The organism is Bacillus sp. LBA3-1-1.1 (assembly GCF_040676495.1).
GTDB classification, from domain to species: Bacteria; Bacillota; Bacilli; order Bacillales; family Bacillaceae_G; genus Bacillus_A; species Bacillus_A nitratireducens.
This window is the reverse complement of record NZ_JBEGIB010000018.1, coordinates 249,662-267,234: the sequence shown is the minus strand read 5'-3', so window position 1 is coordinate 267,234 and position 17,573 is coordinate 249,662. Positions and strand designations below refer to the sequence as shown.

18 protein-coding genes and 1 pseudogene are annotated in these 17,573 nt (G+C 36.0%); 2 read left to right on the top strand and 17 right to left on the bottom strand.

Translation table 11 applies throughout. The annotated features are described in order from the left end of the window. Positions 1-58: 58 nt before the first annotated feature. The 9 genes from MRBLBA3_RS16200 to MRBLBA3_RS16160 form a co-directional block, all read right to left on the bottom strand. A complete protein-coding gene (locus MRBLBA3_RS16200) occupies positions 59-1,375 on the bottom strand; it encodes an anti-sigma-I factor RsgI family protein (protein WP_363382406.1) in 1,317 nt (438 codons plus the stop codon). After that, positions 1,368-2,090 carry an RNA polymerase sigma factor SigI gene (sigI, locus tag MRBLBA3_RS16195; protein ID WP_098220765.1) on the bottom strand — a complete coding sequence of 241 codons (723 nt, stop codon included), beginning with the start codon at positions 2,088-2,090 and terminating at the stop codon, positions 1,368-1,370. The genes MRBLBA3_RS16200 and sigI overlap by 8 nt, the downstream gene beginning before the upstream one ends. A gap of 173 nt (positions 2,091-2,263) precedes the next feature. Then, on the bottom strand, positions 2,264-2,392 hold the full coding sequence (locus tag MRBLBA3_RS16190) for a hypothetical protein (RefSeq protein ID WP_255257148.1): 129 nt from the start codon (positions 2,390-2,392) through the stop codon (positions 2,264-2,266). Between the two features lie 320 nt (positions 2,393-2,712). Then, on the bottom strand, positions 2,713-3,258 hold the full coding sequence (locus MRBLBA3_RS16185) for a hypothetical protein (RefSeq protein ID WP_363382244.1): 546 nt from the start codon (positions 3,256-3,258) through the stop codon (positions 2,713-2,715). 4 nt (positions 3,259-3,262) lie between these two features. Further along, on the bottom strand, positions 3,263-3,862 hold the full coding sequence (locus MRBLBA3_RS16180) for a TetR/AcrR family transcriptional regulator (protein WP_001124458.1): 600 nt from the start codon (positions 3,860-3,862) through the stop codon (positions 3,263-3,265). 297 nt (positions 3,863-4,159) lie between these two features. Continuing rightward, entirely contained in the window at positions 4,160-4,792 is a 633-nt protein-coding gene (locus MRBLBA3_RS16175; RefSeq protein ID WP_000253403.1) for a LysE family translocator, read from the bottom strand. Between the two features lie 190 nt (positions 4,793-4,982). Then, positions 4,983-5,240 carry a DUF3963 domain-containing protein gene (locus MRBLBA3_RS16170; RefSeq protein WP_363382240.1) on the bottom strand — a complete coding sequence of 86 codons (258 nt, stop codon included), beginning with the start codon at positions 5,238-5,240 and terminating at the stop codon, positions 4,983-4,985. Positions 5,241-5,405: 165 nt separating this feature from the next. Beyond that, positions 5,406-5,915, bottom strand: coding sequence for a hypothetical protein (locus tag MRBLBA3_RS16165; RefSeq protein ID WP_016130003.1), 510 nt, complete (start codon positions 5,913-5,915; stop codon positions 5,406-5,408). Further along, positions 5,902-6,381 (bottom strand): GyrI-like domain-containing protein, encoded by a 480-nt coding sequence (locus MRBLBA3_RS16160; RefSeq protein ID WP_000801057.1) that lies wholly within the window; start codon positions 6,379-6,381, stop codon positions 5,902-5,904. Before MRBLBA3_RS16160 ends, MRBLBA3_RS16165 begins: the two co-directional genes overlap by 14 nt. A 110-nt stretch (positions 6,382-6,491) precedes the next feature. On the opposite strand from MRBLBA3_RS16160, the gene MRBLBA3_RS16155 reads away from it, so the two are divergent. Continuing rightward, the gene (locus MRBLBA3_RS16155) at positions 6,492-7,454 is read left to right on the top strand and encodes a helix-turn-helix transcriptional regulator (RefSeq protein ID WP_363382236.1); all 963 of its coding nucleotides are present in this window, start codon (positions 6,492-6,494) and stop codon (positions 7,452-7,454) included. Positions 7,455-7,726: 272 nt separating this feature from the next. On the opposite strand, the gene MRBLBA3_RS16150 is transcribed toward MRBLBA3_RS16155, so the two are convergent. From MRBLBA3_RS16150 to hcp, 8 genes and pseudogenes are all read right to left on the bottom strand, one after another. Continuing rightward, on the bottom strand, positions 7,727-9,046 hold the full coding sequence (locus tag MRBLBA3_RS16150) for an aromatic amino acid transport family protein (RefSeq protein ID WP_001014147.1): 1,320 nt from the start codon (positions 9,044-9,046) through the stop codon (positions 7,727-7,729). 1,189 nt (positions 9,047-10,235) lie between these two features. Continuing rightward, complete coding sequence (locus tag MRBLBA3_RS16145; protein ID WP_000955148.1) at positions 10,236-11,198, bottom strand: tubby C-terminal domain-like protein; 963 nt, start codon at positions 11,196-11,198, stop codon at positions 10,236-10,238. 122 nt (positions 11,199-11,320) lie between these two features. Beyond that, a pseudogene (locus MRBLBA3_RS16140) lies at positions 11,321-11,443 on the bottom strand (short-chain dehydrogenase); the annotation flags it as partial. Between the two features lie 451 nt (positions 11,444-11,894). Beyond that, positions 11,895-12,644 carry an ABC transporter permease gene (locus MRBLBA3_RS16135; RefSeq protein ID WP_000837807.1) on the bottom strand — a complete coding sequence of 250 codons (750 nt, stop codon included), beginning with the start codon at positions 12,642-12,644 and terminating at the stop codon, positions 11,895-11,897. Next, entirely contained in the window at positions 12,645-13,406 is a 762-nt protein-coding gene (locus tag MRBLBA3_RS16130; RefSeq protein WP_363382231.1) for an ABC transporter ATP-binding protein, read from the bottom strand. Positions 13,407-13,574: 168 nt separating this feature from the next. Then, complete coding sequence (locus tag MRBLBA3_RS16125) at positions 13,575-13,916, bottom strand: DUF1048 domain-containing protein (protein WP_000891991.1); 342 nt, start codon at positions 13,914-13,916, stop codon at positions 13,575-13,577. A 75-nt stretch (positions 13,917-13,991) separates the two neighbouring features. After that, positions 13,992-14,312, bottom strand: coding sequence for a PadR family transcriptional regulator (locus MRBLBA3_RS16120; RefSeq protein WP_000429486.1), 321 nt, complete (start codon positions 14,310-14,312; stop codon positions 13,992-13,994). A 469-nt stretch (positions 14,313-14,781) separates the two neighbouring features. Beyond that, entirely contained in the window at positions 14,782-16,068 is a 1,287-nt protein-coding gene (gene hcp / locus MRBLBA3_RS16115) for a hydroxylamine reductase (protein ID WP_363382227.1), read from the bottom strand. 276 nt (positions 16,069-16,344) lie between these two features. On the opposite strand from hcp, the gene MRBLBA3_RS16110 reads away from it, so the two are divergent. Then, positions 16,345-17,376, top strand: a complete 1,032-nt coding sequence (locus MRBLBA3_RS16110) for a hypothetical protein (RefSeq protein WP_363382225.1) — start codon at positions 16,345-16,347, stop codon at positions 17,374-17,376. Positions 17,377-17,573: the final 197 nt, after the last annotated feature.

Below are 17,573 nucleotides of genomic sequence, written 5' to 3'. Positions count from 1 at the left end.
TTTGATTCGAAAATAACTTAATAGGAATATAGAATTATAATTTCCTGGCTTCAATATTTTATAGATTCTTCTTTCCATTCCCTTGATGTTGTGTTGTATGAATATTTTTGTCATCATTTTTAAACTCGTTATTTTCGTTTGAATTTCCTTGCTGAGATACTCTACCATTGTTCTCTTGCTGGTCGCCATTATTTCCTTGAGACTCTCTGCCATTGTTCTCTTGCTGGTGTCCGTTATTTCCTTGAGACTCTCTACCATTGTTCTCTTGCTGGTGTCCGTTATTTCCTTGAGACTCTCTACCATTATTCTCTTGTTGTTGTCCGTTATTTCCTTGTTGAGGACCTCTACCGTTGTTCTCTTGCTGATGGCCATTATTTCCTTGAGACTCTCTACCATTATTCTCTTGTTGGCCGCCATTATTTCCTTGCTGAGACCCTCTACCACCATTCTCTTGTTGGTCGCCATTATTTCCTTGCTGAGACCCTCTACCATTGTTCTCTTGTTGATGGCCATTATTTCCTTGCTGAGACCCTCTACCGTTGTTTTCTTGCTGATGTCCATTATTTTCTTTTATTTGCTTCGGTTGCTGTTCCTTGGATTGCTTTTGTTCTATATGCTCCTGCTTCTCGTATCTTTCTTCTTTTACAGGAGACGCCTCCGGTGATACATCAGGAGATGAATTTGGTTGCTCTTGATTAGACTGCGGTACAGGAGGAGTAAGCGATTTCTGCTTCTCATTCTCTTGCTTTATATAAACACCTGTGCCAACTCCTGCTTTCTTAGCATTCTCTCGTATTTGCATCGTACTGCTTTGATATTCGACTGTAATATGTTTTATCTCATACTCTTTCTTCAATTCCTGCATAGCCTTTTCCAACTGTGGTTCTAGCGACTTGTCCTTTGTAACAGCTGTTAGCATAACTTGCTTATCATTCGTTAAGTACTTATCCTCTTGACTCTGCTTTATAATAGTACGTATTACGTCTTGCAGGTGCTTATTTTCCCACCCTTTCATTTCTTTTAAAATACGCCTTCCGTCATCATTACAAGCTCGCAAATTTATAACACGAAGATCCTTTGTTACGCTTACCTCTACACTTGGATTTATATCCACTGAGACATAAGCAAATACTTTTTCTTCCGGTTGGTTGTAGAAAAACAGCAACACACATAGAAAACAAGTAACAAGTAATGATGCAGGCTTTAAGTAAGTAGGGATTGAAAAACGCGGCGCTCTTTGTTCTTGTTCGTTAAACGAGATTTCCTCTCCAATCATGTAAGAGTGTACTTTTCTTTTAAACGTAATAAACTCTCCATTTGGAGTTAAAACAACTACATTATGTTTTTTTATATCCATCACAATTCCTTTATTCATCATGCTTCTCCCCTCTAATATAATCCAGAATATATGTATAGTTGTTTGCAAAGATAATACACATCGCAATAATGTATTTTCTATGTCGCTCCAACGTTTTACGACTTACCCTAACACGTGGTTCAATATGTTTAAGGGGTAACTTTTTCTTTCGGAACAGCTCTTCCATCATTTTCTCGTCTTTTATAATAATCTTTACAATTTCTATTAAGTGCTCACGCGTATCACGATGTTTAGGAGATTCCTTAGCAAGCTCTGAGAATGTGATTTTAAACTCAGCTAGTACACTTTGAAAATGAAGAATTTCTTCCTTACGGTTACTATTTTCCATCTCTTTCATATACTCCGTAAGCGATACTTGCATTTCTAACATTTCCTCTTGCTTATCTTCTTTTAAAAAGACAAGGTTATGTTTAGACTCCTTGCGTATATAGTCAATTACATCTCTTTTTATAAGAAGATCAGCAAACGCTAGAAAAGATTTTCCTTTTTTATATGAATACTGTTCAATTGCTTCGTTAAACGCAAACAATCCAATGCTATATTCATCATCCTGCTCTGTAATATATCGACGGCAGACAGACGAGATTGATTTTTTAATAAACGGCTGATACTGTACGATAAAAGCTTCCTTATCTCCACCGTTGTTTTGTATGTTAAATACGATATCTTCTATTTTCGTTTTTTTTAAGATTTTCATTACTAAACTCAACACTAGTAATCTCCCTGCCTCCTTCTGCTTCAAATAGTAAAATGGTCACTAAATAAGTGACCATTTAACCACATTTTCTTAGTCCTTTTCTTTGGGCTTGTCTTCTTGCTGTTGTTCATATTTTTCACGAGTGACTTTTCAAATTCCTATTTCTTCTACTTGTGCTAGAGTGAAGTCTATATTTTGTACCGCTTTATTATTTTCTTTTGTAATATCACTTGTTCTTCTTGCTCTTTTTCTATTTTATCTGCAATCTTTGAATAACTCTTCTCTATATTTTTGGTAATTTTAGCTTTTTCTTTCATTTGCTTTCTTCACTATACATATTCGAAGGAATAAACAATTTTATGGGGGTCAAAATTTTTTTTATAAAATAATTATTTTTTTCAAAGATAAAAACCATCAATTTGAAAAAAGATTGTTCAAATTGATGGTTTTATTTTTATATATTAATTTTTTATAACTAAGGTTAATCATTTCTTTAATTTATTATCGCTATTAGACTAAAATTCCATAGTACCCCCAGAACGAAATGTTGTACTAACTTGTAACAAAACAGCTTATTTTGGATTATTAGTTTTTCTTGACTTGCTGGCAATTGCCCATATAACAACAATTAGTTACATTAATATTTTATTCGTTGTTTTATTTCTTTAAAACGATCATGTATTAATTTCTTGATATCCGGGTGATCCTTATATAAGGTAACGGTATACATGATGGAAGATGCAAGAATAGTAGACCATATTAACCAATCTCCAGCATGAGAAAGAACTTGAATTATTTCACTCGTAAACTGTTCCTGTCCCGCATGAAATGTCGATATGAGCGAGTTAAGATTGAACAACAATAAAATAACAATCCTGCCCAAAAGCATAATAATCCATCCGATAATATACGTATAGCCTCCAACACTACATAATTGATTATTATGATGAAAAACTTTCACCCTCTTAGCTTGCCAATAACCAACTATCGCTCCTAATATAAGCAAGCTAATTAATTCAATTGTAATAATATAATCCAATCTATTTGGGAGACCCATATAAGTTCTAATTATAGCCATGATTGGTATACCAAGAAAATCGAAGCTATCTACTTTCTTCGGGATAAGCTGCCTAATAATCAATACAATAACGACTACAAGAATAATAATGAAAACTTTATTCATGCGATTAATCCCTCTTTTTTTCTTTTAAATAATACTCAATAAGTTGATTTACTTTTTCTTCTGGATATGATTCTGGTGTTTGAAGGACATGAATTACTAGCCCATCAATAAATCCGTACAGTATCTCTAATTCAAATTCTCTATTGTGACCTGGTGTGACGTATCCGAGATCCCTCATTAAATCTAGAATTATTCCCATAAGATACCTCGTATGGTCATCCATTTTCTTCCGAAGTTCAATAAGTTCTGGGGAACTAAAGGATATACCCAGAAATGTAATCCAAACCTTCCCTTCCAACATTTCTTCTTTATTAAAAGGAATAATAAATTTCATTAATCTTCTAAGTGCTTCTTCTTTCGTTCCCTTAAATTCACTTGTACGAGTGTTTGCCCGTTCTTCCATTCGATTCAATACTAAATTCATTGCATAATGAATTAATTCATTTTTAGACGAAAAATGATGCTGAACAAGTCCAACTGAAATGTTTGCTTCGTCAGCGATTTGCTGTATAGAAGCTTTATCAATACCTTTTTCTAATATTACACGCCAAGTAGCAGTGGCTATCTGATTCTTCCTTTGTATTTGATCAACTATTTTAGGCACTCATATCCTCCTCCTTTTTTATAATATGATCATATTATAAAAAAAGTACCTAAAATAATATGACCATATTATTTTAGGTTTCACATTGCTATCAAGCCAACAAAACAAAATTCCCCTAAAATAAAAAAATACGGTATTCCTACCGTATCCTCTAAAAAAAGAAACAGCATATACTAGCATTTTTGACAAAACGTTAGGTAAAAGTAAGAACATACAGTAGCTGGCTTTATTTTTAATATCCTTCTTATTCCCCTTACAATCGTTTCAAAAAGATAGTAAATTTTTTCAAGAAGGCTCTTACTGTCGACGTTCAAAAGCAAGACGTACAGCAAGACCTGTCAAAACGCTTGCCATAAGCCAACGCTGCACTCGCAGCCACGTTGGACGTGTGCCAAACCATTTGGCAACTCTACTTGCTGTAAATACAATTAGGAGGTTGACTATAAAGCTAACCGTTATTTGCGTAAAGCCCAGAACTGCACCTTGTAGAAGCAACGATCCTTTCTCAGGATCTTCAAATTGAGGTAGAAGTGACACATACAAAATAGCAATCTTAGGATTCAGAAGATTCGTCATAAGTCCCATTAGAAATAATTTCCGCGGCGGCTCAATAGCAATAGTACGAGGTTCCATAATAGATGTAGCACCAGGCTTAATCGAACTCCATGCGAGCCAGAGCAAGTAAGCGGCACCCGCCCACTTAACTGCTTCATAGAGAGACGGAACAGCAAGGAAAAGAGCTGTAAGCCCGAACATCGTTGCGATTATATAGATTATGAAGCCAAGCATGATACCCAAAAGAGAAATGAATCCTGCCATACGCCCCTGCGTAATCGAGCGAGAAATGAGATAAATCATGTTAGGCCCAGGTGAACAAACCATGCTAAGTGAAACAATTGCAAAAGCTAGCACAGTACTAAAGCTGACCATGAATCTCCCCCCTTTATCTTACATAAATTTCTTATCGTCCATTTTATCATGATTGAGGAGAAAAAAGATTAATGTATGCCTATTCATATAAGGTTAACATAGCGTATTACTATCGGGATTCACTGTATTTAGAAGACTATAAAAAGTCCTCCATTTTTTAAAACTAGGGGACTTTCGTGATCACAAGGCTTTAAAAGTAACCTATCCATAGTGATATTAAAGTTACTACTAACAGGACAAGAAGAAATATGATATTTCGAATCCACTTTTGTATATCATCAAAATACCGTTCTATAAATGCAACGTTGATATAAAACATGAGAAATACAACAAAGAAGGTAAAGTCACCAAATTTATCATTCAATTTTTCATTAGTAAATGTGCTTACATGAAGGAATAGTAAAGCAAAAGTTACTAAGAATAACTCAAATAGCCTTTTTTTGCTCACGCCACCACCACCCTACAGTAATTTCCTTTCGTTTTATTTTATCAGAACGTAGTGTGTAGTAGACTACGCTTGTTATACTCATGTAAAAAAAGGCTAACAATTCAAGATCGTTAGCCCTACTTTCCATATTCGTGCCTTTTAAAATACATTAAAAGACTAAGTTCTTCAACTTACACTATATTCTCCTTTTATTACAAAAAACGAACCTCGAATTGTTCCAGCAAGTTTAGACTTTTGCCTAGCAAATTTAAACTTATCTTCTAACTCCTTTGGTATCTCCATTCCTTCAGAAAGCTTAAATCCAACGGCCCGCTTTTTCGGGTTATCCAACGTATACATGACGTTGACTGCAAGACCATCCTCATAAAAGACATAGGCAAATTTAATATTTTCCACTTGAAAACACGATGTTTCTAAAGGTTTGGCCGCAAACTCAATATCACGTTCTTCTTTCAAAATACGATTCACATAATCAAGAGTCTCCCCGCTTTCATTAGCTGGTACAACTGTAAATTCATGTTTGTATTTGTTCATAAAGTAACGTGCTTCATGGGCACGTAAACCAGCAAGTGCTTCTGCTACAGGTGAAGACTCTAAGCCAGCTATAGTTACATTTTTAAAATCAACGATACCGGACAATTCCACCCCTCCTTTAATCTCTTTACTTCCTAACAACTGGAATCCACATTTCACCAAATACTAAACCGTTTTGCTGCCCCATCTCAACCGTTGTATTTGGTCCACCAACATAGGCAAAATCATTTACTTCTGGTAAGACTTGACCAAAAGCAATGCCAGTAAGCTTATTACTTAGCTCCTCAGCCGTCTTACCTTCCCCTTTAACTACTAAATATTTCCCCCTAGGAAACTGGATAACTCTAGATTCTTCTTGTATCGTTTCCTCTGTCATGACACCAGCATAATACATCATCTTGTTATTCACCGCTTCACTCACAGAAAAAATGTAATCATTTGTGGCTAAAGCTTTTAAAGTGTCCAGCCTTCCATCTTCTTTAACAGCTGACCAAAAGTCTTCCTTTTCTTTATTTATTCCAGCAAAGTCTGTGTATTCACTCTTAATTTCAGTTCCAATACCTAACACGATAAAGCTATCTTTTTCTTCTAGCGTATAATTTTTCATATTCAAAACCTTCCTCACTTTTAAATTAATCAAGTAATTTATCTTTTCTCTTGATGAGTTTATAATAACCTTAAATCATGTCAAAAAATGATACTGTTTAGGAGACCAACATGAAAAAAGTTGAACGGATTAATACCATCATGCGGTATATCAATAACCGCTCTCACTTTACAATTTCTGAAATCATACGAGAATTTAACATCTCTCGATCGACAGCTATTAGAGACATTAGAGAGATTGAAGCCATGGGGATGCCACTTGTCGCTGAAGTTGGAAGAGATGGGGGATATTCTGTTATGCATAACTCTATTCTGCCCGTTGTTCGCTTTACTGATAACGAGGTCAAAGCTCTTTTTATTGCCTTTATGGCCATAAGAAATCAACAACTTCCCTATCTAAAGAGTCGTCAGTCTTTAGCTGAAAAACTACTAGGACTCATCTCAGAAATCCAGCAGGATGACCTTGTTCTTTTAAATCAACTCTTACTTTTTGAAGGGACTAATCCCCACAATCCCGACTTACTCGAGCTTTCTGACCTCCCACATCCTATGTTAGAAAAACTCATCCAAATCCTTCTTTTGGATAGCCATTTATTGATTACCCTAAAAGAAGAGGCGGAAATCAAGTCTTATCCAATTTATCTACTGCACCTTTATCAAGAAAAAAGCCATTGGATAATTGAAGGCTTTGACGTAAAAGAAGAAAAGAAGAAGATGTTTCCTGTCGATCATCTCATCAATGTCGAACCCTATACGACAAAAAAGAAATTAAGTAAGAAAAAGGTTTTAGAAAAACTCAGTAAGAAAGACGAAGCAATCAACCTCGTACTTGAACTCGGTCCAAAAGCAATTGCCCAGTTCAAAAAATATCATCCTTTAAAAGTTTCAATTTCCTATACAAACCCTTACCAATCCACAGCCATTCTAAAGACTTTTATCAATGTTAACAATCTCGATGAATTAACAGAGATAACAAATTGGCTACTTTTCCTAGGTAAGGATATCAAAATGAAGGCAGTGCCTGAAGAAGTGTTACAAGGCTTAAAAGAGATATTATGTTTATACTGCCCATAAGCGGTGACCAGTTACACCCCCAATAATATTGAGGTGTAATAGATGACAGTTACCTCGATTTTCAAGCATATAGAAAAAATATTTTATTTACTATCGCTGCTCTTCTAGGAATAAAGCCAACACAAAAAAAGACATGAACGAATCTTCGTTCATGTCTTTTTATATTAGAGTTTAATTTCCGTTAAAGTTCGAGTGTGGATTTGTCTTATCCATAAGATTTTTCATTCTTTTTTCATATTTCACTATTTTGAACTAAAACCAACAATAGTGAATTAGAATAATGACTTAATACTTGCTAAGACAGTAAGTATACCGACAACAATGACAAATACATTGCTCATTTTCCCTCTGTATTTAGCTAGTACTGGTACTTTACGGATCGCATACATCGGTAATAGACACAAGATAGCAGCAACTAACGGTCCGCTAAGGGCATCAATGATTCCAAGAATACTTGGATTTGCATAAGCAACATACCAGCATGTTAATACGACAAAAGTAAGGATCACTGTTTTAATTGTTTTTTCTTCTATATTTTTTCCGCGTGTTTTACCAAACTTCATAATCACGTCACGCATTACCTCATATGCTCCTATATAATGGCCAAGGAAGGACTTAGTTATAGCCACAAAAGCAATGATAGGAGCTGCAATAGTGATTACTGGTGAATTCAGCTCATTAGCTAGATACGATAGAATTGATAAGTTTTGTTCTTTAGCCATCATAAGATCTTTTGGAGTTAAACTCAGTGCACTACTCCAAACAAAGAACATAACTACTACGAAAGTCATGATATAACAAACTTTTTGTATTTGAGCACATTTGGCATCAGTAGCTTCTATTCCATAGGTAGCTCTCTGCTTTATAACAAATGACGAAATAAGAGGAGAATGATTAAATGAAAATACTATGATTGGTAGTATCATCAAGATCACTCCAAAATACCCTGTTCCTGTTGAAGCAGTAGTAGCACTTGAAAAACTAAGCATTGACGTATTCCACTGTGGGATTAAAGATATTGAAATAAAAAGTAAAGAAGCAATAAACGGATATACTAGCATGCTCATTATCTTTACAATGATATCTTGACCAAAATTTAGTATAGCGATAAGACCGAGTACTAATACAAGCGATAAAATGGCCCTTGGAGGCTCCTGCATGTGCAATTGATGCACGATAAAACTACTTGCAGTATTTGTAAGTGCAACCGAATACATTAGCACGATCGTATAAATTGAAACGAAATATACTATGTTAAAAATTATACTTGCCTTATTTCCGAAATACTCTCTTATTGTACCTGTAATCCCCTCATCAGCAGAATTAGAAGCGTATATCATTTTAGCAAGTGCCCTATGTGAATAATACATAACAGGAAATGCAAGTATAGTGATTAACAGTAATGATAATAAACCACCTGAACCTGCATTAATAGGTAAAAAGAGTACTCCTGCTCCAATTGCTGTTCCAAAAAGGCTCAATGCCCAGGTAGTATCTTGTTTATGCCATTTTTTAGGATCTAGATAGTTCTCATTTTTCACTGCAGTATTTTCAGCTTGAAATTCTATTTTTTTTGCAGTATTCCCATTCATATAATAAATCCCCCTTGTATCCTATTCTTACGTCTCTTTTTAGGCTTAAGAATATAGACCATTCTTAAAAAATGAATCACTTACTAGGTGCGTCACATTGTAAACGATTCCACCTAAACCTGTTGCAAGGCATTTATCCTCCAACCCTGTACTTCGTCAACATTGATGATATTGTGTACACCAGCTAATACGATGTCCGCTGCTACTAAACTCTCTTGAAGAAATTCTCCTTCTGGTCACACACCCTTCTGTAATTAATCGTTTCAGTCTGTCCAACTTTAAAATGTTTGATATTTTCTCCGTAGGTAATCGGTTACCTCTCGACGCCCTCATTATAACGTTTATATTTGCGAGTCTAATATTTTTTTATTTTTAGAAAGACTGAATAAACAGAATAATGAATAGATAATAAATCACAATTGGTATGTAGCGATTGTGTCCATTGTTTGAAGCTGTATTAGTTAGTAAAAAGGGGAAAATAATACAGATATCATTTTTGTTAACACGTTGATTATATTTGGAACTCATTATAAAGATAGTTATATTCCCCTTTGCTGAAATATCTTATTTTGGACGTAAAAACTGTTATAATAAATAATCCTTGTAGATATAAAGGAATAAATTAAGAAAACATAAAATCACAAAACTGAATATTTATCACTAATTTCGAATCAATATACATTTTTCAGAAAAAAAGAACTTCTTTACAGAGGAGCCACCACATCTTCTATAATGATTGACATGTTACGCCTTTTAAGAGAATAACACCATAAGTTTCCATTTACCATATGTAATATTTATTAAGTGTAGTTTTTTCTAAATATGCATAATTGCATATTTAGAAAAAGATAGTATACTTTCGTATTTTGTAAACGGGTTTATGCTGTTCAGAACTTTGCAACAGACCCGATTGTTGAACAAAGAAATACACTACAAAATAGATCTTCTGATTAAAGTTTTTACAAATTATCAATCTTTATTCTTAATGATCAGACTGATTTATAAATTATCGAACCTTATTTTAAACCCACAGTAGTTGGAGGAAGTTTGACGCTAACAGATGATACACCTCATGAAATATCAGAAAGATAAAAAGTACCGGCATCCTTCCCATGAAGAATACCGGTACTTCTCATTTATCCCGCTATTTGTGGGCAGTAAAACTCCCACTGATTAAAGTTTCACTTTATCACCCATACAAAATCGCATGAAATACGCCTAACAGTAAGTATTGATCTTGTATATAACCCTCATCATATACATTCATCTCGATGTAATACATATCTTCCTCAAGACGAATATTCCAATCTGCGATTACATAGCCCTTTCGTAATAGCTTTCCAAGCCCAAGTGAAGTTTTGTGAACAACATATTCTTCTGTCTTATATGTAAAGGTAAATAAGAAATTTGCATCCAATAACTTTCCGTCACATACAATTACTTCATGCTCTGCATCATTATTATCGATGTACGTTACTAAAATCTTTCTTTGACGCTGCCTACTTATATCCTTTGCAATAACGCGAATATTGTCCTTACTATCCTTTATTTCATAAATGATATTACTACCAACTTTCGGAATGAAGTCTAGCACTTTCATCAGCGCATTTTTATAATACCCCCGTACTACGCCTACTTGCTCGCTTTCATTGTAAACCTCTATCGACGTCGTGTCCGCTTTACTATCACACAGTCGTTTGTAAGAAAGCTGCATCATTCGCTCTCCTCTTAAATACTGATCAAACGTCACAGGATATTCTATCGCGCGGAGTTCCTTATTGAGCCCATACAAATAGCGTTGAACGCTCTCTACTAATGTTGTAGTAGATATACACTCCTGAAGTTCTAATTGTTGCCAACTGGAAGAAACCCTCCACTGATTGTCCTCTTCATAGAAGAAACCAAGAATTACGTCAGCACGGTCACTCGTTTCATAATTCATATGTACGTTCTGTCCGTGTTGAATTTGTTCCATCCACTGTCCTAAATAAATGCCCAGCTCTGCGACCTTCATGCATGACTTTTGAAAAAATACTCTGTCACCCACACAAATCGTTAAATCCCCTTCGATAAAGCCATTTGCATAAGCAACATACCGTGGCTCATCCTTCTGTGGAATATCCTTGTCTATTTCAAACGAAAACGTTAACATCCTTTACTCACCTCTAGTTGTTACACAGCTCACACCTGACATCGCATCACTCTGAGAAACTATGTATATACATATATTTAATTAACGCACTATAACGTGTGAATGACCTTAGCATAGTAGCGCTATTTTTTCTTCGCGAATTCCCTCAAAACAATATACTCCCACCATCTCCAAAGAAGTAATTTTTTCATCACAATAGCAAACTTTACCCCTTTTCCAATCGGATAACGAAGCGTAGTTTTTTTGCGATTGGAATAGGAACAATTGAAATGCATGTAATGAGTGTACATCTAATTGTTCAATTTGTATATGTTCCGCAAGATGTAGTGCGGTAGCTGATTCTGGTACAAACACTCCTCAACGTTTGTAAGTAACCATCTAAACTTAGATATACTGATACTAGTACTATAAAAAAGGATCCTGATTAGTCAGGACCCTTTCTTCTCTTTTACAGAGGCATTTTGTACATTGATTTTATGACGATTAGAATTGCAGTCAAAACATTATCTCTTCCCATTTAACTCTCTCAGGCTGATTTTTCTCAACGTCTGAACCTACTTACGTACCAACTGCGTAACCAGTAAGAATACCAATAATTATAGCAATAACTAAGAATCATATGATTTAAATCCATTTTCCCCCATATATTTTTTCCGGAAAGTTTAATTTCCATAGAGAACCGAACCGATGGTGCACTTACCCTAACTGACGTTTAAATGCTTTACCTGCGAAGAAGTAAGCGATAACCATAATGCCCACACACCAAGCAAGTGCAATCCAAATATCGTTGCCAACAGACCCTTCATATAAGAGGGCACGAATCGCATTCACAATTGAAGTCACAGGCTGGTTCTCAGCGAATGCACGAACAATTTTTGGCATAGTTTCAGTAGGAACAAAGGCCGAACTAATAAAGGGCAGAAAAATTAGTGGGTACGAATAGGCTGTCGCCCCTTCCATAGACTTCGCCGTCAACCCGGGAATGACAGCCAACCACGTCAGCGCCAGCGTAAACATCCCGAGTATTCCAGCTACTGCGAGCCAATCGAGAATATTAGCACTGGAACGGAATCCCATTAAGAGCGCAACAAGGATAACCACCACGATAGTAAGCGCATTAGCAACAAGTGATGTTAATACGTGAGCCCATAATACCGACGAGCGCTTGATGGGCATCGTAATGAAACGTGCCATCAGTCCACTCTTTACATCCGTAAACAACCGTACAGAAGTGTAAGCCACACCGGATGCGATAGCCATTAGCAAGATTCCCGGCAATAAATAATTGACGTAGTTATCAGTTCCTGTCTTTATAGCCCCACCAAATACGTAAACAAACAACAGCATCATCATAATCGGTGTAATCGCTACCGTAATAATCGTATCCGGACTGCGCATGATGTTGCGCATTAAGCGCCCTAGTAATACCCCTGTTTTGCTTTTCATTTACATCTCCTCCTTTTTGCCGATGATCGCAAGGAAAATTTCTTCCAATGTCGGCTGCTTCTCGATATACTCCACTTTTGCTGGTGGGAACATCTCTTTCAGTTCAGTAAGAGTACCAGTCGTAATGATTTTTCCACCATGCAAGATCGCAATACGGTCCGCTAGTTGTTCTGCTTCCTCCAAGTACTGAGTCGTGAGCAAGATCGTTGTGCCACCGCCGGCAAGTTCCTTGACTGTATCCCACACTTCAATCCGCGCTTCAGGGTCAAGCCCTGTCGTTGGTTCGTCGAGAAAAATGACTGCTGGCGTCCCGATCAAGCTCATAGCGATATCAAGACGGCGCTTCATCCCACCTGAATACTGATCTGCCCTCTGGTTGGCTGCATCGGTCAGGCTAAATCTTGCTAGTAAATTATCAGCGACTTGAGCAGGACTAGAAACTCCACGCAACTTGGCGATCATTATTAAGTTTTCTCTCCCAGTGAGCATGCCGTCTAAAGCTGCGAACTGTCCTGTCAGGCTGATGCTTTGACGAACATGATCCGGTTGACGCTGGACGTCAAAACCGCAAATACCTACTTCACCGCCATCTTGCTTCATAAGCGTCGAGAGTATGTTCACCGTCGTCGTCTTGCCCGCTCCATTTGAGCCCAGCAGTGCGAAAATTTCGCCACGCTGCACCTCAAAATCCACCCCTTTTAATACTTCCTTGTCTTTAAAGGATTTTTTTAACCCTTTTACCGAAATCGCTGCATTTCTCATACTTTTTCCCCCTTATTAAAATAATTTGCAAAGATAAAATACTTACGACATCTATTTAGTATCACTGATAATCTGTATTACTTAGTACTGATTTAAAAATATAACTGAATAGCGATGGCGGCAATTCACATTTGTAACCAGCTAATCAGTCGGTATTACTTATTACATTTATTTTTTTCTCAATTGCTTCATGATACTTTCATTCAAATCTTCACGATACTTAGAGACATACGTTTTAGCGTTTGCCACTAGTTCGTCAGCAAAGGATGCTACGTCCTCCCCAGTAATGTCAAGCACTTGTCTGCCTTCCGCTGCACCGGCTTCAAACAAATCGATTAATTCATACTGTATGTGCAGCATATCCATCCCATTACCCGCTGAGAAATTCCACATGTAGTTTTGAATTTTCTTAAACACAAACTGATAGTCCTCTGGCAGTGCTCCAACACGTGCCATCATCATTTTGTACTCTTTTTTATCACCGATTAATTTTTTGAACATTTCCAACATCTTATTTTCCTCCTTTTTTATAAAGCAGAACAAGAAACTCTCCAAATATGATCCGGAACATTTTATATTATGAGGCTAGTTTGACTTCAAGACGTTAATTTTTGAAGAAACAAAATCCCATTTTTTCCAAAACAATTCAAGCTCCTGACGGCCATCCTCATTTAATGAATAAAACTTACGAGGCGGTCCCATATCTGATGGCTTCTTTTCAATATTCACAAGCTTTTTCTTTTCCAATCGTACGAGGATAGTATAAACCGTCCCTTCCACAACTTCGGTAAACCCAAGATCATTCAGGTGGCGGGTAATCTCATAGCCATACGTTTCACGGCGACTAATGATTTCCAGCACACACCCTTCCAGTGAACCTTTTAGCATTTCAGTTAAATTTTCCATGTCCTGATCCTCCTTTACCCCCTATTCTGTCTGACTTATATTCAGTATCACAGAGTACTAAGGCGAATTTTTACTGAATAGCTTTTGAGTAAAACCACACTATTCAGTATTACTTATTACAACTACATTGTACGACTAAGTAGCGATGGATGTCAACTGATTTTCAATTTTTTTCTAAAATCCGCTATTACCTATTGTTTACTGAAAACATTTTGAGAAACAACACTACTCAGTATCACCTATTACAACTACATTGTATGACTGAGTAGCTGTAAATGTCAACTCGATTTTAATATTTTTCTAAAGTCAACTATTCCCTATTAGATACTGCCGATTTTCTTTTTAAAGAAATTACGTCACATACCTATCCCGCTAAGAAAAGAAAATACCCCAAAACAAAAATTCTACATTTTTGTTTTGGGACGCTATAGGCTAGCTCTTCTTCTTAATAAGGCAGATCATCCTTTTGTTACGATAACATCATATCCATATCTTCTGCTGCAGTTGTAATCAGTTTCAAACCGAATGTTTCTTGTAATACATCAAGTACACCAGGTGAAATGAATTCAGGCGCCTTTGGACCGATGCGAATATCTTGAATCCCAAGACTAAATAGCCCAAGTAAAATGGCAACCGCTTTTTGTTCAAACCATGATAGAACAATACTCACTGGCAATTCATTTACTTCACATTGAAAAGCATCTGCTAAAGCGGCCGCTATTTTCACTGTAGAAATCGAATTATTACATTGTCCTAAGTCAATATAACGCGGAATCTCCGTACCAGGTACAACACCATAACTCACATCATTAAAACGGAATTTCCCGCAGGAAGTTGTTAAAATAACCGTTTCTGGCGGAAGCGACGTTGCTAATTCGCGATAATATTCCCCGCCTTTCCCTGGAGCATCACAACCTGCGATGACAAAGAAACGCTTAATCTTTCCTTCTTTTACTGCCTCAATAATTTCTGGAGCTAATGATAATACTGTATTATGATGAAACCCTGTTACTAACTGTTCATCCGACTCCATATGTACTTCAGGAAGTTCTAGCGCTTTTTGAATCAATGGTGCAAAATCATCATTTTCAATTTTTTGTACACCCTCTAAACCTGCAATATCATATGAAAAGAATCGATCAGAGTATGATCCTTTAATTGGCATAACACAGTTCGTTGTCGCTAATATGGCACCTGTAAATTTTTCGAAAAGACGTCGTTGATCATACCATGCCTTACCAATGTTTCCTTTTAAATGTTTATATTTTTTCAGCTGCGGATAACCATGTGCTGGTAACATTTCAGAATGCGTATAAATATTAATTTCTTTTCCTTCTGTTTGCTTCAATAACTCTTCTAATGCAAATAAATTATGACCAGTAACTACAATTGCCTTACCTTCTACATGGTTTTGCGTAATTTGAACAGGCTCTGGAACACCAAAGTGATTCGTATGTGCCTCATCTAACAACTCCATTACTCGTAAAGCCGATTTCCCTACTTTCATAGCCATATCAATATGTTCTTGTTCATTAAAATTAGAATTTGTTAATGTCATGTACAGCGCTTCTTGCGTCGTAGCATCTACAAATGCATCGGTATACCCTAGCTGAGCAGCATGTGTACGATAAGCTGCAATTCCTTTTAGCCCAAACACAATCGTATCTTGTAAACTTGCAATTGTTTCATTTTTACCGCAAACACCCATCACTTTACATCCACCTGTTGGCGTTTGTTCACATTGATAACAAAACATTATCATCCCACCCTCTCCCAATCATTCCTTACAACCTAAGCATAATACCCATTTAGGAAAAGGGATGTGATATCACTCACAATAATATGTATAAATTTGTGACAGTTCACATTGTTGACATAATATTTTTACTGTCTTCTGATATTCATACTTGCGCATGATCAATTATTTGCATAATATATCAGCGCACTTTTAAGGAATACAAATATCATATCCATCTAATATTTCACAAAATTTTCCTTGCTGATGGTACAATTAAAGTTATGGAGGGATAATATGGTATATATGATGTTTTATTATGGGATACTATTTCTTATACTCGGTATTGCAGTATTTCTGTTTATTATGGCCGGGTCACGAAAAATTAGGAATAAAAACCTTTCATTCGTAATGATCGGTTTAGGGATAAATACACTTGCAAGTCCAGTGGCACTTTTTATAGGGGTGATGGCAACAGATTCTCCATATAGTACTAGACTAGATTTTTGGAAAGGATTTCTCTTTATTCAAGGAATACCTCTTTTCTTACTACTTATAGCTTTCATTTGGTGGCTTATTCGCCCGCCAAAAGTAACGGTTCAAACGAGTATTGAAAAAGAACTTGAACAAAATAGTAAAAGCACTAAGAAAAAAGCGACACGGGGACGTCCCATCACTGCCTTACGGGTTGTAATTCCAATTATTTTAGTAGTAGGCTGTTTGTCTTACATTTTGTATTTACAGGACATTACACTTAAAAAAAGCCATTCTCCAAATAATAAAAATACGATTAAAGTAGTGAAAATAGATTCAGACTCTTCTCATGGTTCCTCTCCCGTCAGAATTAAATACGGCTTATGGGAACATTTTGACACTAGTATTGCAAATGACGGGGAACGTCTCGATTCCTCAAACGTTTCCGTAGATTGGAAAAACGATTACGAAGCAACGATAACTCTACGAGAAAAAGAATCCGTACCTGAAGTTGTGGAATTTAACATATCAAATAAATCCAATGGTCCTGTTTTTAAGAAGGTACAAAAAGTGGTCAGTTCCTTTACCTTTCAAAAAAGTGAATCTCCAAATCTAATAAATATTATTGAGTTTAGAGAAACAATAAAATCAAAAGGACCAAGTCCCAGCTCAACTGTAAGAATCTATTATGGGAAAAGAGGTAGCATTTTAGAAAAATATAAAGAGGTCACTCTTAAAGAAATGTATACGACAGAGAACTTCAATATCAGTTGGAGAAACGATGAACAAGTACAGGTAGAAGTATTAGAGGAAAATGTAGTAACAGCTAGCATCGTGATTGATGTGTCAAAGTAAGTTTTTTTCACATGTTATAACTGTTTTCTACCCCGCACACGAGAGATACATAGTATTTACAAATTAAAAGCTTTATAGACATTATGAACACCCTCTTTCTTTACAATACATTTACACTTTCTTAACAATGTTTACATTATTTATATGATATATTTATATAGAATCTACTTAAGAAATTTCATGTATATTGTTATCTT

What these genes read in the sequence shown, in the direction of transcription:
- MRBLBA3_RS16200 (WP_363382406.1), bottom strand. Translation starts at nt 1,375, where the DNA reads ATGAATAAAGGAATTGTGATGGATATAAAAAAACATAATGTAGTTGTT.
- MRBLBA3_RS16190 (WP_255257148.1), bottom strand. Translation starts at nt 2,392, where the DNA reads ATGAAAGAAAAAGCTAAAATTACCAAAAATATAGAGAAGAGTTATTCA.
- MRBLBA3_RS16185 (WP_363382244.1), bottom strand. Translation starts at nt 3,258, where the DNA reads ATGAATAAAGTTTTCATTATTATTCTTGTAGTCGTTATTGTATTGATT.
- MRBLBA3_RS16175 (WP_000253403.1), bottom strand. Translation starts at nt 4,792, where the DNA reads ATGGTCAGCTTTAGTACTGTGCTAGCTTTTGCAATTGTTTCACTTAGC.
- MRBLBA3_RS16160 (WP_000801057.1), bottom strand. Translation starts at nt 6,381, where the DNA reads ATGAAAAATTATACGCTAGAAGAAAAAGATAGCTTTATCGTGTTAGGT.
- MRBLBA3_RS16155 (WP_363382236.1), top strand. Translation starts at nt 6,492, where the DNA reads ATGAAAAAAGTTGAACGGATTAATACCATCATGCGGTATATCAATAAC.
- MRBLBA3_RS16150 (WP_001014147.1), bottom strand. Translation starts at nt 9,046, where the DNA reads ATGAATGGGAATACTGCAAAAAAAATAGAATTTCAAGCTGAAAATACT.
- MRBLBA3_RS16145 (WP_000955148.1), bottom strand. Translation starts at nt 11,198, where the DNA reads ATGTTAACGTTTTCGTTTGAAATAGACAAGGATATTCCACAGAAGGAT.
- MRBLBA3_RS16135 (WP_000837807.1), bottom strand. Translation starts at nt 12,644, where the DNA reads ATGAAAAGCAAAACAGGGGTATTACTAGGGCGCTTAATGCGCAACATC.
- MRBLBA3_RS16130 (WP_363382231.1), bottom strand. Translation starts at nt 13,406, where the DNA reads ATGAGAAATGCAGCGATTTCGGTAAAAGGGTTAAAAAAATCCTTTAAA.
- MRBLBA3_RS16125 (WP_000891991.1), bottom strand. Translation starts at nt 13,916, where the DNA reads ATGTTGGAAATGTTCAAAAAATTAATCGGTGATAAAAAAGAGTACAAA.
- MRBLBA3_RS16120 (WP_000429486.1), bottom strand. Translation starts at nt 14,312, where the DNA reads ATGGAAAATTTAACTGAAATGCTAAAAGGTTCACTGGAAGGGTGTGTG.
- hcp (WP_363382227.1), bottom strand. Translation starts at nt 16,068, where the DNA reads ATGTTTTGTTATCAATGTGAACAAACGCCAACAGGTGGATGTAAAGTG.
- MRBLBA3_RS16110 (WP_363382225.1), top strand. Translation starts at nt 16,345, where the DNA reads ATGGTATATATGATGTTTTATTATGGGATACTATTTCTTATACTCGGT.